17 protein-coding genes are annotated in these 17,367 nt (G+C 72.2%); 15 read left to right on the forward strand and 2 right to left on the reverse strand.

The features are described 5' to 3' along the window. The 3 genes from ACWDD7_RS25085 to ACWDD7_RS25095 form a co-directional block, all read left to right on the forward strand. Positions 1-396 (forward strand): flavodoxin-dependent (E)-4-hydroxy-3-methylbut-2-enyl-diphosphate synthase (locus ACWDD7_RS25085; RefSeq protein WP_450459006.1); only part of this gene is annotated, 396 nt, incomplete at its 5' end. Positions 397-434: 38 nt separating this feature from the next. Further along, a complete protein-coding gene (gene dxs / locus ACWDD7_RS25090) occupies positions 435-2,333 on the forward strand; it encodes a 1-deoxy-D-xylulose-5-phosphate synthase (protein ID WP_351872658.1) in 1,899 nt (632 codons plus the stop codon). Then, positions 2,330-3,715, forward strand: a complete 1,386-nt coding sequence (locus ACWDD7_RS25095; protein WP_450459007.1) for an aspartate aminotransferase family protein — start codon at positions 2,330-2,332, stop codon at positions 3,713-3,715. The genes dxs and ACWDD7_RS25095 overlap by 4 nt, the downstream gene beginning before the upstream one ends. 4 nt (positions 3,716-3,719) lie before the next feature. Here ACWDD7_RS25095 and ACWDD7_RS25100 read toward each other — a convergent pair whose 3' ends face one another. Next, positions 3,720-4,007: a hypothetical protein gene (locus tag ACWDD7_RS25100; protein WP_351872664.1), complete on the reverse strand. Its 288-nt coding sequence runs from the start codon at positions 4,005-4,007 to the stop codon at positions 3,720-3,722. Between the two features lie 126 nt (positions 4,008-4,133). On the opposite strand from ACWDD7_RS25100, the gene ACWDD7_RS25105 reads away from it, so the two are divergent. Together ACWDD7_RS25105 and ACWDD7_RS25110 are read left to right on the forward strand one after the other, a co-directional pair. After that, on the forward strand, positions 4,134-4,760 hold the full coding sequence (locus ACWDD7_RS25105; RefSeq protein WP_351872667.1) for a helix-turn-helix domain-containing protein: 627 nt from the start codon (positions 4,134-4,136) through the stop codon (positions 4,758-4,760). Beyond that, a complete protein-coding gene (locus tag ACWDD7_RS25110) occupies positions 4,757-4,879 on the forward strand; it encodes a DUF6126 family protein (protein WP_450459008.1) in 123 nt (40 codons plus the stop codon). Before ACWDD7_RS25105 ends, ACWDD7_RS25110 begins: the two co-directional genes overlap by 4 nt. Positions 4,880-4,918: 39 nt before the next feature. Here the strand turns inward: ACWDD7_RS25110 and ACWDD7_RS25115 are convergent, their stop codons facing one another. Continuing rightward, positions 4,919-5,716, reverse strand: a complete 798-nt coding sequence (locus ACWDD7_RS25115; protein WP_351872673.1) for a tyrosine-protein phosphatase — start codon at positions 5,714-5,716, stop codon at positions 4,919-4,921. A gap of 171 nt (positions 5,717-5,887) precedes the next feature. Between ACWDD7_RS25115 and ACWDD7_RS25120 the strand changes: the two genes are divergently transcribed. The 10 genes from ACWDD7_RS25120 (at position 5,888) to ACWDD7_RS25165 (ending at position 17,359) form a co-directional block, all read left to right on the forward strand. Then, on the forward strand, positions 5,888-8,044 hold the full coding sequence (locus ACWDD7_RS25120) for an alpha-galactosidase (protein WP_450459009.1): 2,157 nt from the start codon (positions 5,888-5,890) through the stop codon (positions 8,042-8,044). Between the two features lie 161 nt (positions 8,045-8,205). Then, positions 8,206-8,991 carry an SGNH/GDSL hydrolase family protein gene (locus tag ACWDD7_RS25125; RefSeq protein ID WP_351872748.1) on the forward strand — a complete coding sequence of 262 codons (786 nt, stop codon included), beginning with the start codon at positions 8,206-8,208 and terminating at the stop codon, positions 8,989-8,991. 306 nt (positions 8,992-9,297) lie between these two features. Beyond that, positions 9,298-10,464 (forward strand): MBL fold metallo-hydrolase, encoded by a 1,167-nt coding sequence (locus ACWDD7_RS25130; protein ID WP_450459010.1) that lies wholly within the window; start codon positions 9,298-9,300, stop codon positions 10,462-10,464. Positions 10,465-10,932: 468 nt separating this feature from the next. Next, the gene (locus ACWDD7_RS25135) at positions 10,933-12,810 is read left to right on the forward strand and encodes a sensor histidine kinase (RefSeq protein WP_450459011.1); all 1,878 of its coding nucleotides are present in this window, start codon (positions 10,933-10,935) and stop codon (positions 12,808-12,810) included. Between the two features lie 77 nt (positions 12,811-12,887). Further along, positions 12,888-13,322: a roadblock/LC7 domain-containing protein gene (locus tag ACWDD7_RS25140; protein ID WP_351872685.1), complete on the forward strand. Its 435-nt coding sequence runs from the start codon at positions 12,888-12,890 to the stop codon at positions 13,320-13,322. Positions 13,323-13,324: 2 nt separating this feature from the next. After that, a complete protein-coding gene (locus ACWDD7_RS25145) occupies positions 13,325-13,696 on the forward strand; it encodes a DUF742 domain-containing protein (RefSeq protein ID WP_351872688.1) in 372 nt (123 codons plus the stop codon). After that, positions 13,674-14,276: a GTP-binding protein gene (locus ACWDD7_RS25150; protein ID WP_450459013.1), complete on the forward strand. Its 603-nt coding sequence runs from the start codon at positions 13,674-13,676 to the stop codon at positions 14,274-14,276. The genes ACWDD7_RS25145 and ACWDD7_RS25150 overlap by 23 nt, the downstream gene beginning before the upstream one ends. A gap of 61 nt (positions 14,277-14,337) precedes the next feature. Continuing rightward, positions 14,338-14,913: a GAF domain-containing protein gene (locus ACWDD7_RS25155; RefSeq protein WP_351872693.1), complete on the forward strand. Its 576-nt coding sequence runs from the start codon at positions 14,338-14,340 to the stop codon at positions 14,911-14,913. 176 nt (positions 14,914-15,089) lie between these two features. Continuing rightward, positions 15,090-16,118, forward strand: coding sequence for an L-threonine 3-dehydrogenase (tdh, locus tag ACWDD7_RS25160; RefSeq protein ID WP_351872696.1), 1,029 nt, complete (start codon positions 15,090-15,092; stop codon positions 16,116-16,118). A 47-nt stretch (positions 16,119-16,165) separates the two neighbouring features. Continuing rightward, on the forward strand, positions 16,166-17,359 hold the full coding sequence (locus ACWDD7_RS25165; protein WP_351872698.1) for a glycine C-acetyltransferase: 1,194 nt from the start codon (positions 16,166-16,168) through the stop codon (positions 17,357-17,359). Positions 17,360-17,367 lie beyond the last annotated feature (8 nt).

Here is a 17,367-nt window from a genome sequence, read left to right on the forward strand (position 1 = left end):
CAGGGCATCGGCGACACCATCCGCGTCTCGCTGTCCGCGCCCCCGGTCGAGGAGGTCAAGGTCGGCACCCAGATCCTGGAGTCGCTGAACCTGCGGCAGCGGCGTCTGGAGATCGTCTCCTGTCCCTCCTGTGGCCGCGCCCAGGTGGACGTCTACCGGCTGGCCGACGAGGTCACCGCGGGGCTCGACGGCCTCGAAGTGCCGCTGCGGGTGGCGGTGATGGGCTGTGTGGTCAACGGCCCGGGAGAGGCCCGTGAAGCCGATCTAGGAGTTGCCTCAGGCAACGGAAAGGGGCAGATCTTCGTCAAGGGTGAGGTCGTGCGGACCGTCCCCGAGTCCCGGATCGTGGAGACCTTGATCGAGGAGGCACAGCGGCTCGCCGAGCGGATGAAATGAGTCCACGTAACTGCACGGAGCGAGAGGGGGCCACGAACGTGACGATTCTGGAGACGATCCGGCGACCGCGGGACCTGAAGGGGCTGTCCGGGGGCGAACTCGCCGTACTGGCCGAGGAGATACGCGAGTTCCTGGTGCACGCGGTCGCACGCACCGGCGGTCACCTCGGACCCAACCTGGGCGTGGTGGAGCTGACCATCGCCCTGCACCGGGTCTTCGAGTCACCGGTCGACCGGATCCTGTGGGACACGGGTCATCAGTCGTACGTCCACAAACTTTTGACGGGACGTCAGGACTTTTCCAAGCTGCGGGGCAAGGGCGGCCTGTCCGGCTATCCCTCGCGCGAGGAGTCCGAGCACGACGTCATCGAGAACAGTCACGCCTCGGCCGCGCTCGGCTGGGCCGACGGCCTCGCCAAGGCCCGTCAGGTGAAGGGGGAGCGGGGCCATGTGGTCGCGGTCGTCGGGGACGGCGCGCTGACCGGCGGCATGGCCTGGGAGGCGCTGAACAACATCGCGGACGCGCCGGACCGCCCGCTGATCATCGTCGTCAACGACAACGCGCGCTCCTACGCCCCCACCATAGGCGGCCTCGCCGACCATCTGGCCACCCTGCGCACCTCCGACGGCTACGAGAGGTTCCTCGCCTGGGGCAAGGAGGCGCTCCAGCGGACGCCCGTCGTCGGCGCCACCCTCTACGAGTCCCTGCACGGCGCGAAGAAGGGATTCAAGGACGCCTTCGCCCCCCAGGGTCTCTTCGAGGACCTGGGCCTCAAGTACGTCGGCCCGGTCGACGGACACGACATCGGGGCCGTCGAGTCCGCGCTGCGCCGTGCCAAACGCTTCCACGGGCCGGTCCTCGTGCACTGCCTGACCGAGAAGGGCCGCGGCTGTGAGCCCGCGCTCGCCGACGAGTTGGACCGCTTCCACACCGTCGGCGTGATGGACCCGCTGACCTGCGAACCGCTCTCCTCCTCCGACGGGCCGTCCTGGACCTCGGTGTTCGGCGAGGAGATCGTGCGGCTCGGCGAGGAGCGGGAGGACGTCGTCGCGCTCACCGCCGCCATGCTGCACCCGGTCGGCCTCGGCGCCTTCGCCGAGCGCTTCCCGGACCGGGTGTGGGACGTGGGCATCGCCGAACAGCATGCGGTCGCCTCCGCCGCCGGGCTCGCCACCGCCGGACTGCATCCGGTCGTCGCCCTCTACGCCACCTTCCTCAACCGCGCCTTCGACCAGCTGCTGATGGACGTCGCCCTGCACCGCTGCGGGGTCACCTTCGTCCTCGACCGGGCCGGCGTCACCGGCCCCGACGGCGCCTCCCACAACGGCATGTGGGACATGTCGCTCCTCCAGGTGGTGCCGGGCCTGCGGATCGCCGCCCCGCGCGACGCCGCGCAGCTGCGGACCCAGCTGCGCGAGGCGGTCGCCGTGGACGACGCGCCCACGGTGCTGCGCTTCCCGAAGGAGAAGGTCGGCCCGGACATCCCGGCCCTCGACCGGGTGGGCGGCATGGACGTGCTGCACCGCGCCGAGCGGCCGGAGGTGCTGCTGGTGGCCGTCGGGGTGATGGCACCGGTGTGCCTCAGGGCCGCCGAACTCCTCGCCGAGGGCGGCGCCGGGTGCACGGTGGTGGACCCCCGGTGGGTCAAACCCGTCGACCCGGACCTGCCCCGACTGGCCGCCGGACACCGGCTGGTGGCCGTGGTCGAGGACAACAGCCGTGCGTCCGGCGTCGGTTCGGCCGTGGCACAGGCCCTGACGGACGCCGGGGTGGACGTGCCGGTGCGGCTGTTCGGCATCCCGGACCAGTTCCTGCCGCACGCCAAGCGCAGTGAAGTACTGGCCGACATCGGCCTCACGCCCGTGGAGATCGCCGGGCGGATCAGTGGGAGCCTGGCCGTCAAGGACGTCGACGGCGCAGTCAAGGAGAGTGAATGACCACCGAGTTCGACCTCGGCGCCCTGCTCGCCGAGCGCGGAGCCGAGCGATACGAGCTGCACGCGAAGTACCTCAACCCGCAGCTCCCGCGCATGTTGCACACCATCGGCTTCGACAAGGTCTACGAGCGCGCCGAGGGTGCCCACTTCTTCGACGCCGACGGCAACGACTACCTGGACATGCTCGCCGGGTTCGGGGTGATGGGCCTCGGCCGCCACCACCCGGTCGTCCGCAAGGCGCTGCACGACGTCCTCGACCTGGACCTCGCCGACCTCACCCGGTTCGACTGCCAGCCGCTGCCCGGACTGCTCGCCGAGCGGCTGCTCGCGCACAGCCCGCACCTGGACCGGGTGTTCTTCGGCAACAGCGGCACCGAGGCGGTCGAGACGGCCCTGAAGTTCGCCCGCTACGCCACCGGCAGGCCCCGCGTCCTGTACTGCGCGCACGCCTTCCACGGGCTGACCACCGGCTCGCTGTCCGTCAACGGCGAGACCGGCTTCCGCGACGGCTTCGCGCCGCTGCTGCCCGATACCGCCGTACCGCTCGGTGATCTCGACGCCCTGGCAAGGGAGTTGAAGAAGGGCGACGTGGCCGCGCTGATCGTGGAGCCGATCCAGGGCAAGGGCGTGCACGAGGCACCACCCGGCTATCTGCGCGCCGCGCAGGAGCTGCTGCGCAAGCACAAGGCGCTCTTGATCGCCGACGAGGTGCAGATCGGCCTCGGCCGCACCGGCGACTTCTACGCCTATCAGCACGAGGACGGTGTGGAACCGGACCTGGTGTGCGTCGCCAAGGCCCTGTCCGGCGGCTACGTCCCGGTCGGCGCCACCCTCGGCAAGGACTGGATCTTCAAGAAGGTCTACTCGTCCATGGACCGCGTCCTCGTCCACTCGGCGAGCTTCGGTTCCAACGCGCAGGCGATGGCGTGCGGGCTCGCCGTGTTGTCGGTCATGGAGAACGAGCAGATCGTCGCGGGCGTGCGCACCACGGGCGACCTGCTGAAGTCCCGGCTCACCGAGCTGATCGACCGATACGAGCTGCTCGCCGACGTCCGCGGCCGGGGCCTGATGATCGGCATCGAGTTCGGCAAGCCGTCCTCGCTGAAGCTGCGCAGCCGCTGGGCCATGCTCCAGGCCGCCCGCAAGGGCCTGTTCGCCCAGATGGTCGTCGTACCGCTGCTGCAACGGCACCGAATCCTGACCCAGGTCTCCGGCGACCACCTCGAAGTCATCAAGCTGATCCCGCCGCTCGTCTTCGGCGAGGCGGACGTCGACCGGTTCGTCGAGGGCTTCACCGCCGTCATGGACGACGCGCACAACGGCGGCGGCCTGATGTGGGACTTCGGCAAGACGCTGATCAAACAGGCGGTCGCGCATCGCTGAGCGGTCAGAACATGACCATGAACAGCACCCAGGGGTAGGCGAAGCCGGCCGCGCCGAGAACGGTGCCGGTGGCGGCCGGCCACATCCTGCCGACCCCCCGCCGGGCGTAGTGGACGCCGGCGAGACCCAGGGTGACCGCGAGCGCGCCCGCGAGCGCCGTCAGCGGGAACAGCATGAGCAGCGGGCAGAGCCCCAGGGCCGCCACGATCCCGAGGACGAGAGAGGTGGGGCCGAGCAACGTGGCCGGTGAGTCGTCATGGCCGGACGCGGCGCGGTCGGGTGTGCGAGACATGCGAACCCCCATGCTTTGAACGTGTTCAAAAGCTGAGGTTGATCGTAGCAGGGGTGAGGCCGCCTAGAGGTTTGCCTCTGAGGCAAGAAATTTGCCCGTGGGGCAAAGCTCAGGCTGAATGGAGGCATGAACGCCTCAGACGCCGCATCGCCGGCGGCGGGTCACGGCGGCGATCTGCCCGCCGTCGCGCCGCAGCTGCGCGCACTGCGCCGACGGGCCGGTCTCACCCTGGAGGCCGCGGCCCGGGACGCCGGGCTCTCGCCGGCCCATCTGTCCCGGCTGGAGACCGGGCAGCGGCAGCCCTCGCTGCCGATGCTGCTCGCGCTCGCCCGCATCTACGGTACGACCGTCTCCGAACTCCTCGGCGAACGGGTCGCCGACCAGAACGCGATCGTCCGGGCCGCCGACATGGACGCGACGCGGGCCGCCGGCTGGACCTACTTCCAGGCCGGCGCACCCGGCCGCGGGATGCAGGCCCTGCGGGTGCACGCGCCGTACGGCACGCAGAGCGACATCGTGCGCGTCCACCCCGGTGAGGAATGGCTCTATGTCCTCAAGGGACGGCTGCGGCTGCGTCTCGGCGACGCCACGCATCTGCTCGCCCCCGGCGACAGCGCCCACTTCGACTCACTCACCCCGCACCGCCTCGCCGCCGAGGACCCCGACGGCGTGGAACTGCTGTTCGTCCACACCCTGCTGCAGAGTCCCACGGCCGCACTGTGCCTGGGGCACCTGAACGGAGAGCTGCCATGAGCAACCTTGAGACCAAGTTCCCCCGTTCCCTGTGGGTCCGGCTGATCATCTACATCGCTCTCGGGCACGTCCTCGCCGGGTTCCTCTATCTGCTGTTCGCGGTCGGGGGCAAGGGCTGAGCCCCCCCCCTCGACCGGGGCGGGCGCGCGCCGGACAGGTCAGTCCACCAGCCGCGCCCGCAGCCGCTCCCGGGTCCCCGGGGTCAGCCGAAGACCCTGCTCCAGATAGCCGTCCACACTGCCCCAGGTCTCCTCGATGCTGTCGAAGGCGGCCGCCAGGTACTCGGCGCGCGCGTCGAAGAGCGGGCTGAGCAGTTCCATCACCTCGGGTGTGTAGGCACTCTCCGCACTGCCGCTGCGCTGCACCTTGTAACGGCGGTGCTTGGCGTTGGACTCCAGGTAGTCGGCCACGATCGCGTCGCGCTCCACGCCCACGGCGAGCAGCGTGACGGCTATCGAGATCCCCGCGCGGTCCTTGCCGGCCGCGCAGTGCATCAGCGCGGGCACGCTGTCCTCGGCGATCGCGTGCAGCACCCGGGAGTGCTCGCTGGTGCGGTTGCGGACCGTCGACCGGTACGAGGCCACCATCCGGGCCGCGCCCTTGCCGTCGTCCAGGATCGCGCGCAGCTCGTCGAGGTCGCCGTCGCGGACCATCTTCCAGAACTCGGCGCCGTCCGCCGGGTCGCTCAGCGGCAGGTTCACGTTGCGCACGCCGGGCAGCGCGACGTCCGGGCCCTCAAGCTTCTGGTCCGCCGCGTTGCGGAAGTCGAAGATGGTGTGCAGGCCCAGGGAGGAGAGGAAGGCCGCGTCCTGCGCGGTGGCGTGCGCCAGGTGGCCGCTGCGGAACAGCACGCCGTGGCGCAGCCGACGGCCGTCCACGGTCGGCAGCCCGCCGACGTCACGGAAATTGCGCACACCGGCCAGCTTCGGCTCGGTCGACGGGACCTGCTGCGTCACGGGGGCTCCTCCCGATCGGTCCCCGCCGTCACGGTTCGCGGCGGGCGTTGCGTCGACCATACGGCATTGGTTTCGTGGGGCAATGAGTTGTCCACAGGCATTGTCACCAGGGGCGGGCGGGGCCGATGATGCGCGTACGTGAGCGTTTCCGTTGGCGACTGTGAGGTCTTGATGACGGACATCGCGGAAGACGGCCGGACCTGGCTGCTGTCGGGGCCCAACAGTGGCTATGCCCTGCATCTCACCGCCGCGGACGAGCTGGTGCACCTGCACTGGGGGCCGCGGATCACGCTCGCGGACGCCGAGGCCCTCGCCGCCCGCCCGCTGCCCGCCTACCGCCCCTTCGAGTCCCCGCTCGACGGCCGCGAGGAGTACCCCGTCGAAGGCGGCCCGCGCTTCGTGCGCCCCGCCCTGTCCGTGCGCACCGGCGAGCGGCGCGGCACGCAGTGGCGCTTCGTGTCGTACGACACCTCGTGCGCGGCCTCGTACGACATGGCGTACGACACCCCGGGCGGCGCCCCGTGCGACGCCTCGGGCGAAGGGGAGGGCGAGGGCGAAGGGGACGGGCTGCGGCTGCGGTTCGCGGACGGCGGGCTCGCGATCACCCTGCACTACCGGATGCGCGGCGATGTCCTGGAGCGCTGGGTGAGCCTGTGCAACGGCGGGGACGCGTCCGTGGAACTGCTGCGCGCCGACGCGGCCACCTGGACGCTGCCCGACCGCGAGGCCTGGCGGCTGTCCCGGCTGCACGGCCGCTGGGCCGCCGAGTCCCGGCTCGTCACCGCGCCCCTCACCTACGGCGAGCAGATCATCGGCAGCCGCCGCGGGCACACCGGCCACCAGCACCTGCCCTGGGTCGCCCTCGACACCGACGCCACCGAGGAGCGGGGCGAGGTCTACGGCTGTGCGCTCGGCTGGTCCGGCTCCTGGCGCATCGCCGTCGCCCAACTCCCCGACGCGCGCGTGCAGATCACCGGCGGCGCCGGATACGACGACTCGGGCCTGCTGCTCCTCGCACCCGGGGAGTCGTACACCACCCCCGTCTTCGCCGGTCTCTTCAGCGACGGCGGCTTCGGCGGGGCGAGCCGTGCCTGGCACGCCTATCAGCGCGCGTACGTCATCCCGGACGCCGGGCGGGACCGACCGGTGCTCTTCAACTCCTGGGAGGCGACCGGCTTCGGCATCTCCGCGGAGCAGCAGTCCGGACTCGCCCGGCGGGCCGCCGCGATCGGCGTGGAGCTGTTCGTGGTGGACGACGGCTGGTTCGGCGCCCGCACCGACGACCGCGCCGGACTCGGCGACTGGACCCCGAACCCCGACCGCTTCCCGGGCGGCCTCAAGCCCCTCGCCGACCAGGTCCACGGGCTGGGCATGCGGTTCGGCATCTGGGTCGAGCCGGAGATGGTCAACCCGGACAGCGACCTCTACCGCGCCCACCCGGACTGGGTGCAGCACCAACCCGGCCGCCGACGCGCCGAGTTCCGCAACCAACTGGTCCTCAACCTCGCCCGGCCGGATGTCCAGGAGTACCTGTGGGAGCGGCTGGACGCCCTGCTCTCCGACACCCCGGTCGACTTCGTGAAGTGGGACTTCAACCGGTGCTTCACCGACGCCGGCTGGCCCGGGGAGCCGTACCCGCAGCGGCTGTGGGTGGACCACGTCCGCGCCTTCTACGGCCTCCTCGACCGGCTGCGCGCCGCCCACCCCGGTGTCGCCTTCGAGTCCTGCTCGGGCGGCGGCGGCCGGATCGACCTCGGGGTGCTCCGCCGTACCGACCAGGTATGGACCTCCGACAACACCGACCCGCTGGACCGGCTCGCCATCCAGCACGGCTTCAGCCAGCTGCACCCGGCCCGGGTCATGGCCGCGTGGGTCACCGACAGCCCGAACACCCAGCTCAACGGGCGGGTCAGCAGCCTGAGGTTCCGCTTCGTCAGCGCCATGGCGGGCGTCCTCGGCATCGGCGGCGACCTCGGCCGCTGGAGCGCGGAGGAACTGGCCGAGGCCGCGCGGTGGGTGGGACTGTACAAGGAGATCCGGCCGCTGGTGCAGCGCGGCGAGCTGTACCGGCTGCGGCCCCCGACGGCCGGACTCGGCGCGGTGCAGTACGTCCTGGGCGACGAGACCGTGGTCCTCGCCTGGCTCCAGGCGCAGCACTACGGCGAACCCGTGCCGGCGCTGCGGCTGCGCGGCCTCGACCCGGCGGCGTCGTACGCGTGCCGGGAGACGGGCGAGGTGCATCGCGGGGCGGTCCTGCTGCACCACGGGCTGGGGGTGGGCCTGAAGGGCGACCTGGACGCCACGGTGATCCGGCTGCGGCGCATCTGAGGTTCGAACAGCTCCGGCGGCGGCCGTATTCCTGAATCGGGGAATCTTCCGGAGTGGCTCATCTCACCGTTCGTCAACCCTTTCCTACGGTCGCGTAAGTCACACCCCGAGGTGAATCATGGTCCGACGTGGCAGACGATTCGAAGAATGACAGCAGATCAGTGATCGGGTCGTACGTGGCGGTGGGGGACAGCTTCACCGAGGGCGTCGGCGATCCCGGCCCCGACGGGGCGTTCGTGGGCTGGGCCGACCGGTTCGCGGTACTGCTCGCCGATCGGCGGCCCGAGGGCGATTTCCAGTACGCCAATCTCGCCGTGCGCGGGAAGCTGCTGGACCAGATCGTGGCCGACCAGGTCCCGCAGGCCGTGGCACTCGCCCCGGACCTGGTCTCCCTCTGCGCGGGCGGCAACGACATCCTCCGGCCAGGCACCGACCCGGACGAGGTGGCCGAGCGCTTCGAGGCGGCCGTGGTCCGGCTCGCCGAGGCCGCCGGCACCGTGATGGTGACCACCGGCTTCGACACCCGGGGCGTCCCCCTGCTCAAGCACCTGCGCGGCAAGATCGCCACGTACAACGGGCATGTCCGGGCCATCGCGGACCGGTACGGCTGCCCGGTGCTCGACCTGTGGTCGCTGAGGTCCGTGCAGGACCGCCGGGCCTGGGACAGCGACCGGCTGCACCTCTCGCCCGAGGGGCACACCCGCGTCGCGCTGCGCGCCGGGCAGGCGCTCGGCCTGGAGATCCCGGCCGACCCGGAGCAGTCGTGGCCGCCGCTGCCGCCCCGGGGCACCCTGGAGGTCCGCCGCGACGACGTCCACTGGGCCCGCGAGCACCTGGTGCCGTGGATCGGCCGCCGCCTGCGCGGCGAGTCCTCCGGCGACCACGTCACGGCGAAGGGCGCGTTGTCCCCCGAGGACATCCGGATGCGCATCGCCTCGGTGGCCTGACCGACCTCCTGGAACGGCAACCGCCCCGCCTCGCACGCCACTTGGCGCGGGGCGGGGCACATGTCGCCGCGGGGCGACGGGCCGGCCCTGTCAGAGCCGCGCCGCCAAGTCCCCCCGCTCCGAACCCGGTTCACGCGCCGGCGCCTCGACCGCGAAGCCGATCCGGGAGCCGGGCGCGGGCCGCCGTCTCGTCGTCCGCCGGCGGGTGCACCGCCTGCACGGAGCCCGGGAGGATGTTCAATCCCGGTCCGGACCTTGCGGGGCGCCGACCATAATGGAAGGCCCACCACTCCACCGGGAGGTACCGTGACCGCTCCGCGTTCCTCGACCTCAGGGCCCCGTGTGCCGCGCCCGGCGGCCTTCGGCGTGGACCCGGGCGGTGAGCGCCTGGCCCGCATCCGCCGCTCCCCGCACTTCAAGGACGGCGTCTTCCAGAACCCCGGCGGCGCCGCGCGCACCCGGCCCTCGGGCTCGGCGCTGGACTTCGCGAAGGTCTTCTTCGACAAGGAGACCCGGCCGCTGCGCGCGCCCCGGGGCACGGTCCCGGTGCACGCCACCACCTTCGCCGACCTCGCCAGGCCGCCGGCCACCGGTCTGCGGCTGACCTGGATGGGCCACTCCAGCGTGCTCGCCGAGATCGACGGCCACCGGGTGCTGTTCGACCCCGTGTGGGGCGAGCGCTGCTCCCCGTTCCCGTTCGCCGGACCCAGGCGGCTGCACCCCGTGCCGCTGCCGCTCGCCGCGCTCGGCGAGGTCGACGTGGTGGTGATCTCCCACGACCACTACGACCACCTCGACCTGCCCACCGTCAAGGCGCTGGCCGGCACCGACACCCTCTTCGCCGTGCCGCTCGGTGTCGGCGCCCACCTGGAGCACTGGGGCGTCTCCCCGGACCGGCTGCGCGAACTCGACTGGCACGAGTCGACCCGGGTCGGCGGGCTCACCCTGACCGCCACCCCGGCCCGCCACTTCTGCGGCCGCGGCCTGCGCAACACCCAGCACACCCTGTGGGCCTCCTGGGCCGTCGCCGGCGAGGAGAACCGGATCTACCACAGTGGTGACACCGGCTACTTCGAGGGCTTCAAGGACATCGGCGCCGCCCACGGGCCGTTCGACGCCACGATGGTGCAGATCGGGGCGTACAGCGAGTTCTGGCCGGACATCCACATGCGTCCCGACGAGGGCCTGCGCGCCCACCTGGACCTCCAGGGCGGCGCCCCGCACGGTGTCCTCCTGCCGATCCACTGGGGCACCTTCAACCTCGCCCCGCACGCGTGGGCCGAGCCGGGGGAGTGGACGAAGGAGGTGGCCGAGGAGGCCGGCCAGGCGGTGGCCCTGCCCCACCCCGGCGAGCCCTTCGAGCCCGCCGGGAAGCTCCCGGCCGAGGCATGGTGGCGGGGGGTGTCCGGGGAGGTCCGCCGCACCTGGGGCTCCGTCGGCGCCCTGGTCGCGGAGCCGCCGAAGCGCGGCTGAGGCGTTTTCCGCTCGTTTCCGTGGAGGGGGCGCCCTGCCTGCCTGCCTGCCTGCCTGCCCGGCCGGGAGAACGGACCGGAGCGACGCGCACGGTGCGGGCCGCCGTCGAACGTCGCACCTGCCAAGGCCAGGGAAGTACTCTCCGTGACATCCGGAAGGCGACAGGAGGGCGGGACCGCGCCGCGTGGCGCAGGGGCAAGTGCCGTGAACCGGGCGGGAGTCGGGACCTGGGGCAGGGTGGCGCCCCCTCGACCCGTTCGTTCTCTCTGACTGCTTTTGATCGGGTGTTATCGATCTTTTTCGGGACGGTCCAGGTGAGGCCGGCCCGGTCATCGGTCTTTCGTGCGGGGCCTCATACCAGAGCGGGACGCTTCGTGGGGGAGTTTGGCAACTGCCCCTCACGCATGAGGCGGAGGCGACTACCGTGAGTGTCCGACCCAGGCCCGACGGACCAGTACGAGGACGCAGATGTCTCACCTTCGCGCACCGGCCGCCCGTGCCGACCGCCGGGAGGGCGGGCGGCACGGGCGGCCGGTCGCCCGACCCGCTCCCGCACTGCCCGAGACGCACATACGGCCCCACCTCATGCGGCTCGCCGTGCTGCCGCCGCTCGCGGTCGCCCTCGCCGCCACCGCCGCGGTCCTGTTCACCGTCCGCTCCACCGGCGCCCGCACCGGTCCCGTCCTGTGGGCCGTGCTCGGCGGCGCGGTCACCGTCGCCGTCGCCGGCATCCTGATCGCCGCCGTGGCCGCCGACCGTGCCGCCCGCACCGTCGCCGACCGCGTCGACGCCCTGCGCCGCACCGCCGCTCGCGGCGAGGCCGACCTGCACGAACTCGTCGACGCCCTGCGCCGGGGAGAGGCACCGCCGCAGCCTTCGGCCCGGCGCCGGCCGCCCACCGACGCCGACGACTTCGAACTGCTCGCCGCCGACCTGGCCCGCGCGCACGACGGCGCCGTCGCCGCCGTCGTGCGGGCCGCCCAGCTCTCCAGCCACGCGGACAGCGAGCAGAAGCTCGAGGTCTTCGTGAACCTCGCGCGCCGGCTCCAGTCCCTCGTGCACCGCGAGATCTCGATCCTGGACGACCTGGAACACGAGATCGAGGACCCCGACCTGCTCAAGGGCATCTTCCACGTGGACCACCTGGCCACCCGCATCCGGCGGCACGCCGAGAACCTCGCCGTGCTCGGCGGCGCCGTCTCCCGGCGTCAGTGGAGCAACCCGGTGAGCATGACCGAGGTGCTGCGCTCCGCCATCGCCGAGGTCGAGCAGTACTCCCGGGTCAAGCTGGTGCCCCCGATCTACGGCGAACTGCGCGGCCACGCCGTCGCCGATGTCATCCACCTGCTCGCCGAACTCGTCGAGAACGCCACGGTGTTCTCCGCCCCGGGGACCCAGGTGCTGCTGCGCGCCAACCTCGTCACCTCCGGGCTCGCCGTCGAGGTCGAGGACCGCGGGCTCGGCATGCCCCTCGGCGAACAGGACCGGATGAACGCCCTGTTGGCCGACCCCGACCAGGTCAACGTCGCCAGCCTGCTGGCCGACGGCCGCATCGGCCTCTACGTCGTCTCCCAGTTGGCCCGCCGCCACGGCATCGGCGTACGGCTGCAGAGCAACATCTACGGCGGCGTCCAGGCCGTACTCGTCGTACCCCAGGTCCTGTTGGGCACGCCCGCGCCCGCGGAGCCGCAGGAACAGCTCCCGCCCTTCGCCCCTTCCGTGCCGCCGGCGCTGCCCGCGCAGGTGAGGCGAACCCCGGTACCGGCGAGGGACGTGCGGACGGACCTCGTCGAGACCGGCGCCCGGGGCCATGAAGAGGACATCCCCGACGAAGGGCCGCCGCCGCTCCCCGCCCGCGGCGACCACCGGGAACGCCCCACCCCCGCCGAGGCCGCACCCGGCATCCGGGCCCGGCACCGGGCGGCGGTCGAGGAGCACGAGGGCGTCATGCCCACACCGCGCGTCGACACCGTGCGCGGCACCACGGCCAGACCCCGGCTGCCGCGCCGCCGCGCCCAGGAGAACCTCGTCCCCCAGCTCCGCGGCGGCCCCGCACCGCGCCAGGACGGCGACACCCTCGGGGGGCACGACCCCGGACTGATGGCCGCCTTCCAGCGCGGGATCGGCCTCGCCGAGGCGCAACAGCCCAGGCAGGGGCAGCAGCCGAACGGCGGGTACGCGCGGCCCGCCGCCCTCCCGGCCGCCGGACCCGCGGGCGTCCGCGTCGTCCACCCGGAACCGGACCGTCACCAAGAGCCGCACATACAGGGCCACTTGGAGCACACCCGCACCGAACCCCCGCCCCGGCCCGCCGGCCCGACCGAGGGAAGCGCACCGGCCGGCTGATCACCGTACAGGCGTCGTACCACCCCCGCCCCCCCAGCGCTCCCGAAGACCTTAGTACCCCAAGGAGTCGATCCACCATGGCGAGCGATGCGCCGACCGCTCACGCATCCGACCTCGACTGGCTGCTCAGCGGCCTCGTGCAGCGCGTACCGCACACCAGCAGCGCGGTGCTCCTGTCCTGCGACGGACTGGTCAAGTCCGTGCACGGCCTCGACCCCGACAGCGCCGACCACATGGCCGCCCTCGCCTCCGGCCTGTACTCGCTCGGCCGCAGCGCGGGCGTCCGGTTCGGGGACGGCGGCGACGTACGGCAGGTCGTGGTGGAACTCGCCTCGACGCTGCTGTTCGTCACCACCGCCGGTTCCGGCACCTGTCTCGCCGTGCTGGCGGGCCGCGAGGCCGACGCGGCCGTGCTCGGCTACGAGATGGCGATGCTGGTCAAGAGCGTCCGCCCCTATCTGGCCACCGCCCCCCGGCAGCACGCCGTCGGACCCACGGCGCCGAGGCATTGAGCGTGGCGGCGGCCGGCGACGGGCCCTGGCTGGACGACGCGGCCGGACGGCTGGTGCGCCCGTTCACGGTCAGCGACGGCCGCACCGAACCCAGCGTCGCACTCGACCTGATCTCGCAGGTGATGGCCACCGGGGTCACCCCGCTCGGCTACCTCGGTCCAGAGCACGCCCAGGCCCTCGACCTGTGTCGGGCACCCGTCTCGGTCGCCGAGGTCGCCGCGCACCTCGGACTGCCCGCCGTGGTCACCAAGGTCCTGCTCGCGGACCTGGTCGACTGCGGGGCGCTCACCACCAAGCCCCCCGCCTTCCACCACACTCCCACCGACCGGTCCCTGCTGGAGGCAGTGCTCGATGGACTACGACGACAGCTCTGACCCGTTCCCCACCGCGCTCAAGATCCTCGTGGCGGGCGGGTTCGGGGCGGGCAAGACCACCTTCGTGGGCGCGGTCAGCGAGATCGCCCCGCTGAGCACGGAGGAGCTGCTCACCACGGTCAGCGCCGCGACCGACAGCCTCGAAGGCATCGAGAACAAGATGGAGACCACGGTCGCCATGGACTTCGGCCGGATCTCCCTCGATCCGGACCATGTGCTGTATCTGTTCGGCACCCCCGGGCAGGAGCGGTTCTGGTTCATGTGGGACGAGCTGTCCGAGGGCGCGCTCGGCGCGGTCGTCCTCGCCGACACCCGCCGGCTCCAGGACTGCTTCGCCGCCGTGGACTTCTTCGAGGAACGCGGACTCGGCTTCATCGTCGCCGTCAACGAGTTCGACGGCGGCCACCGCTACGACACCGAGGAGGTGCGCGCCGCCATCGACCTCGACCCCGAGGTCCCGGTCGTGCGCTGCGACGCCCGGATCTCCAGCTCCGGGGTGCAGACCCTGCTCGCCCTCGTCCGCCATCTGCTCGCCCACACCCCGGAACCGGCGCCGAGCCACGGCGCCGCGCGCCGGTGATCCCCCCAACCGCCCACGGAGTTCCCCAGATGAGGTACCCGCACAGCGACGGAGCCCGGCCATGAGCTACGAGCCGCCCCGGCCGGTCCGCGGTCTGCTGCTCACCCCCGAGGACAAGGAGGCCCCCGCCCGCGTCCGGCGGCTGAGGGCGCTCGGCCTCGGGGAACGCCCCGAACCCGCGCTCGACGCCTTCGCGGACCATCTCGCCCTGCTCGCCGGCGCACCGTACGCCATGGTCAACTTCATCGGCGAGGAACGGCAGTTCTTCGCCGGGCTGCGCGTCCCGGCCGTCGCGCCCGTCCTGCGGGAGGACGGCAGCAGAGCGGAGTGGGGCCGGACGCTGCCCCGCGACCACGGCTTCTGCCCCCATGTGGTCGTCCGCCGCAAGGCGCTGGTCCTGGAGGACGTGCGCGACTATCCGCGGTTCGCGGGCAATCCGGTCGTGGACGAGTACGGCATCCACTCCTACCTCGGCGCCCCGCTCCTGGACGGCACCGGGATGGCGCTCGGCACCGTGTGCGCCGCCGACACCGGGCCGCGCGCCTGGGGCCGGGAGGGCTTGGAGACCATCAAGGCGCTCGCCGCCGAACTCGTCGTACGCATCGAACGGAGTGCGCGGGACGGGCTGCCCATCTGAGAAACCGGCTGATGTGACGGGTGGGGCGTGAAGGAAAGCTGAGGCGGCGGTTAAGAAAAGCTCGATGGACCCCGGCCCGCTCATACGGCAGATTGCAGGGTGATTCCACCCCTCTGACCCGGCGCGGGCGCTTCGGCATGCCCGTTTCCGGGACCTCACCCACAGGAGCCGCACGCGTGAAGGCGCTGGTCAAGGACAAGGCGGAGCCCGGACTCTGGCTGACGGACGTCCCGGAGCCCACGACAGGGCCGGGCGACGTACTGATCAAGGTCCTGCGGACCGGCATCTGCGGCACCGACCTGCACATCCGGGCCTGGGACGGCTGGGCGCAGCAGGCGATCAGCACCCCGCTGGTGGTCGGGCACGAGTTCGTCGGCGAGGTCGTGGCGGTCGGCCGGGACGTCACGGACGTCGGCGTCGGCGACCGGGTCAGCGGCGAGGGCCACCTGGTGTGCGGCAAGTGCCGCAACTGCCAGGCCGGGCGCCGCCATCTGTGCCGCGCCACCGTCGGTCTCGGCGTGGGACGCGACGGCGCGTTCGCCGAGTACGTCGCCCTGCCCGCGGCCAACGTCTGGGTGCACCGCGTCCCGGTCGACCTCGATGTCGCCGCGATCTTCGACCCGTTCGGCAACGCCGTGCACACCGCGCTGTCCTTCCCGCTGGTCGGCGAGGACGTCCTGATCACCGGGGCGGGCCCGATCGGCCTGATGGCCGCCGCCGTCGCCCGGCACGCGGGCGCCCGCAACGTCGTCGTCACCGACGTCAGCGAGGAGCGCCTGGAGCTGGCCCGCAAGATCGGCGTGAGCCTCGCGCTGAACGTCGCCGAGGCCACGATCGCCGACGGACAGCGGGAGCTGGGGCTGCGCGAGGGCTTCGACATCGGGCTGGAGATGTCCGGCCGCCCCGAGGCCATGCGCGACATGATCGCCAACATGACGCACGGCGGCCGCATCGCCATGCTCGGCCTGCCGTCCCAGGAGTTCCCCGTCGACTGGGCCCGTGTCGTCACCTCGATGATCACCATCAAGGGCATCTACGGCCGGGAGATGTTCGAGACCTGGTACGCGATGTCGGTGCTGCTGGAGGGCGGCCTCGACCTCGCCCCCGTGATCACCGGCCGGTACGGCTACCGCGACTTCGAGGCGGCCTTCGCGGACGCCGCGAGCGGCAAGGGCGGCAAGATCATCCTCGACTGGACCGCGTGAGTCATCCGCCCGGCGTACGCCATCCGCACGACCTAGGAGCTTCTGTCATGTTCGACACCGTCCGCGACGACCTGCGCGCCACCCTCGACGAGATCCGCGCCGCCGGGCTGCACAAGCCCGAACGGGTCATCGGCAGCCCGCAGTCCGCGACCGTCGAGGTCACCGCCGGCGGCCGCCCCGGCGAGGTCCTCAACTTCTGCGCCAACAACTACCTCGGCCTCGCCGACCACCCCGAGGTGATCGCCGCCGCCCACGAGGCCCTGGACCGCTGGGGCTACGGCATGGCCTCCGTGCGCTTCATCTGCGGCACCCAGGAGGTGCACAAGGAGCTGGAGGCGCGCCTGTCCGCGTTCCTCGGCCAGGAGGACACGATCCTCTACTCCTCCTGCTTCGACGCCAACGGCGGTGTCTTCGAGACCCTGCTCGGCGAGGAGGACGCGGTGATCTCCGACGCCCTGAACCACGCCTCCATCATCGACGGCATCCGGCTGTCCAAGGCCCGCCGCTACCGCTACGCCAACCGCGACCTCGCCGACCTGGAGACGCAGCTCAAGGAGGCGTCCGGCGCCCGGCGGCGCCTGATCGTCACCGACGGCGTGTTCTCCATGGACGGCTACGTCGCCCCGCTGCGCGAGATCTGCGACCTCGCCGACCGCTACGACGCGATGGTCATGGTCGACGACTCGCACGCCGTCGGCTTCGTCGGCCCCTCCGGCCGCGGCACCCCCGAGCTGCACGGCGTGACGGACCGCGTGGACATCATCACCGGCACCCTCGGCAAGGCCCTCGGCGGCGCCTCCGGCGGCTACGTCGCCGCGCGCGCCGAGATCGTCGCCCTGCTGCGCCAGCGCTCGCGCCCGTACCTGTTCTCCAACACCCTCGCCCCGGTGATCGCCGCCGCCTCCCTCAAGGTCCTCGACCTGCTGGAGTCCGCCGACGACCTGCGGGTGCGGCTCGCCGAGAACACCGCGCTGTTCCGCTCCCGGATGACCGAGGAGGGCTTCGACATCCTCCCCGGCGACCACGCCATCGCCCCCGTGATGATCGGCGACGCGGCGCAGGCGGGCCGCATGGCCGAGCTGCTCCTGGAGCGGGGCGTGTACGTGATCGGCTTCTCCTACCCGGTCGTCCCGCAGGGCCAGGCCCGCATCCGCGTCCAGTTGTCCGCCGCGCACTCCACGGCCGACGTCGACCGCGCGGTGGACGCCTTCATCGCGGCGCGCGCGGAGCTGGCGGCCTGACCAGGCGA

It is taken from the genome of Streptomyces sp. NPDC001056, from assembly GCF_053598955.1.

Excerpts from the sequence above, each read along its gene's own strand:
- ACWDD7_RS25095 (WP_450459007.1), top strand. The coding sequence starts at position 2,330 with ATGACCACCGAGTTCGACCTCGGCGCCCTGCTCGCCGAGCGCGGAGCC.
- ACWDD7_RS25100 (WP_351872664.1), bottom strand. The coding sequence starts at position 4,007 with ATGTCTCGCACACCCGACCGCGCCGCGTCCGGCCATGACGACTCACCG.
- ACWDD7_RS25105 (WP_351872667.1), top strand. The coding sequence starts at position 4,134 with ATGAACGCCTCAGACGCCGCATCGCCGGCGGCGGGTCACGGCGGCGAT.
- ACWDD7_RS25110 (WP_450459008.1), top strand. The coding sequence starts at position 4,757 with ATGAGCAACCTTGAGACCAAGTTCCCCCGTTCCCTGTGGGTCCGGCTG.
- ACWDD7_RS25120 (WP_450459009.1), top strand. The coding sequence starts at position 5,888 with ATGACGGACATCGCGGAAGACGGCCGGACCTGGCTGCTGTCGGGGCCC.
- ACWDD7_RS25135 (WP_450459011.1), top strand. The coding sequence starts at position 10,933 with ATGTCTCACCTTCGCGCACCGGCCGCCCGTGCCGACCGCCGGGAGGGC.
- ACWDD7_RS25140 (WP_351872685.1), top strand. The coding sequence starts at position 12,888 with ATGGCGAGCGATGCGCCGACCGCTCACGCATCCGACCTCGACTGGCTG.
- ACWDD7_RS25150 (WP_450459013.1), top strand. The coding sequence starts at position 13,674 with ATGGACTACGACGACAGCTCTGACCCGTTCCCCACCGCGCTCAAGATC.
- ACWDD7_RS25155 (WP_351872693.1), top strand. The coding sequence starts at position 14,338 with ATGAGCTACGAGCCGCCCCGGCCGGTCCGCGGTCTGCTGCTCACCCCC.
- ACWDD7_RS25165 (WP_351872698.1), top strand. The coding sequence starts at position 16,166 with ATGTTCGACACCGTCCGCGACGACCTGCGCGCCACCCTCGACGAGATC.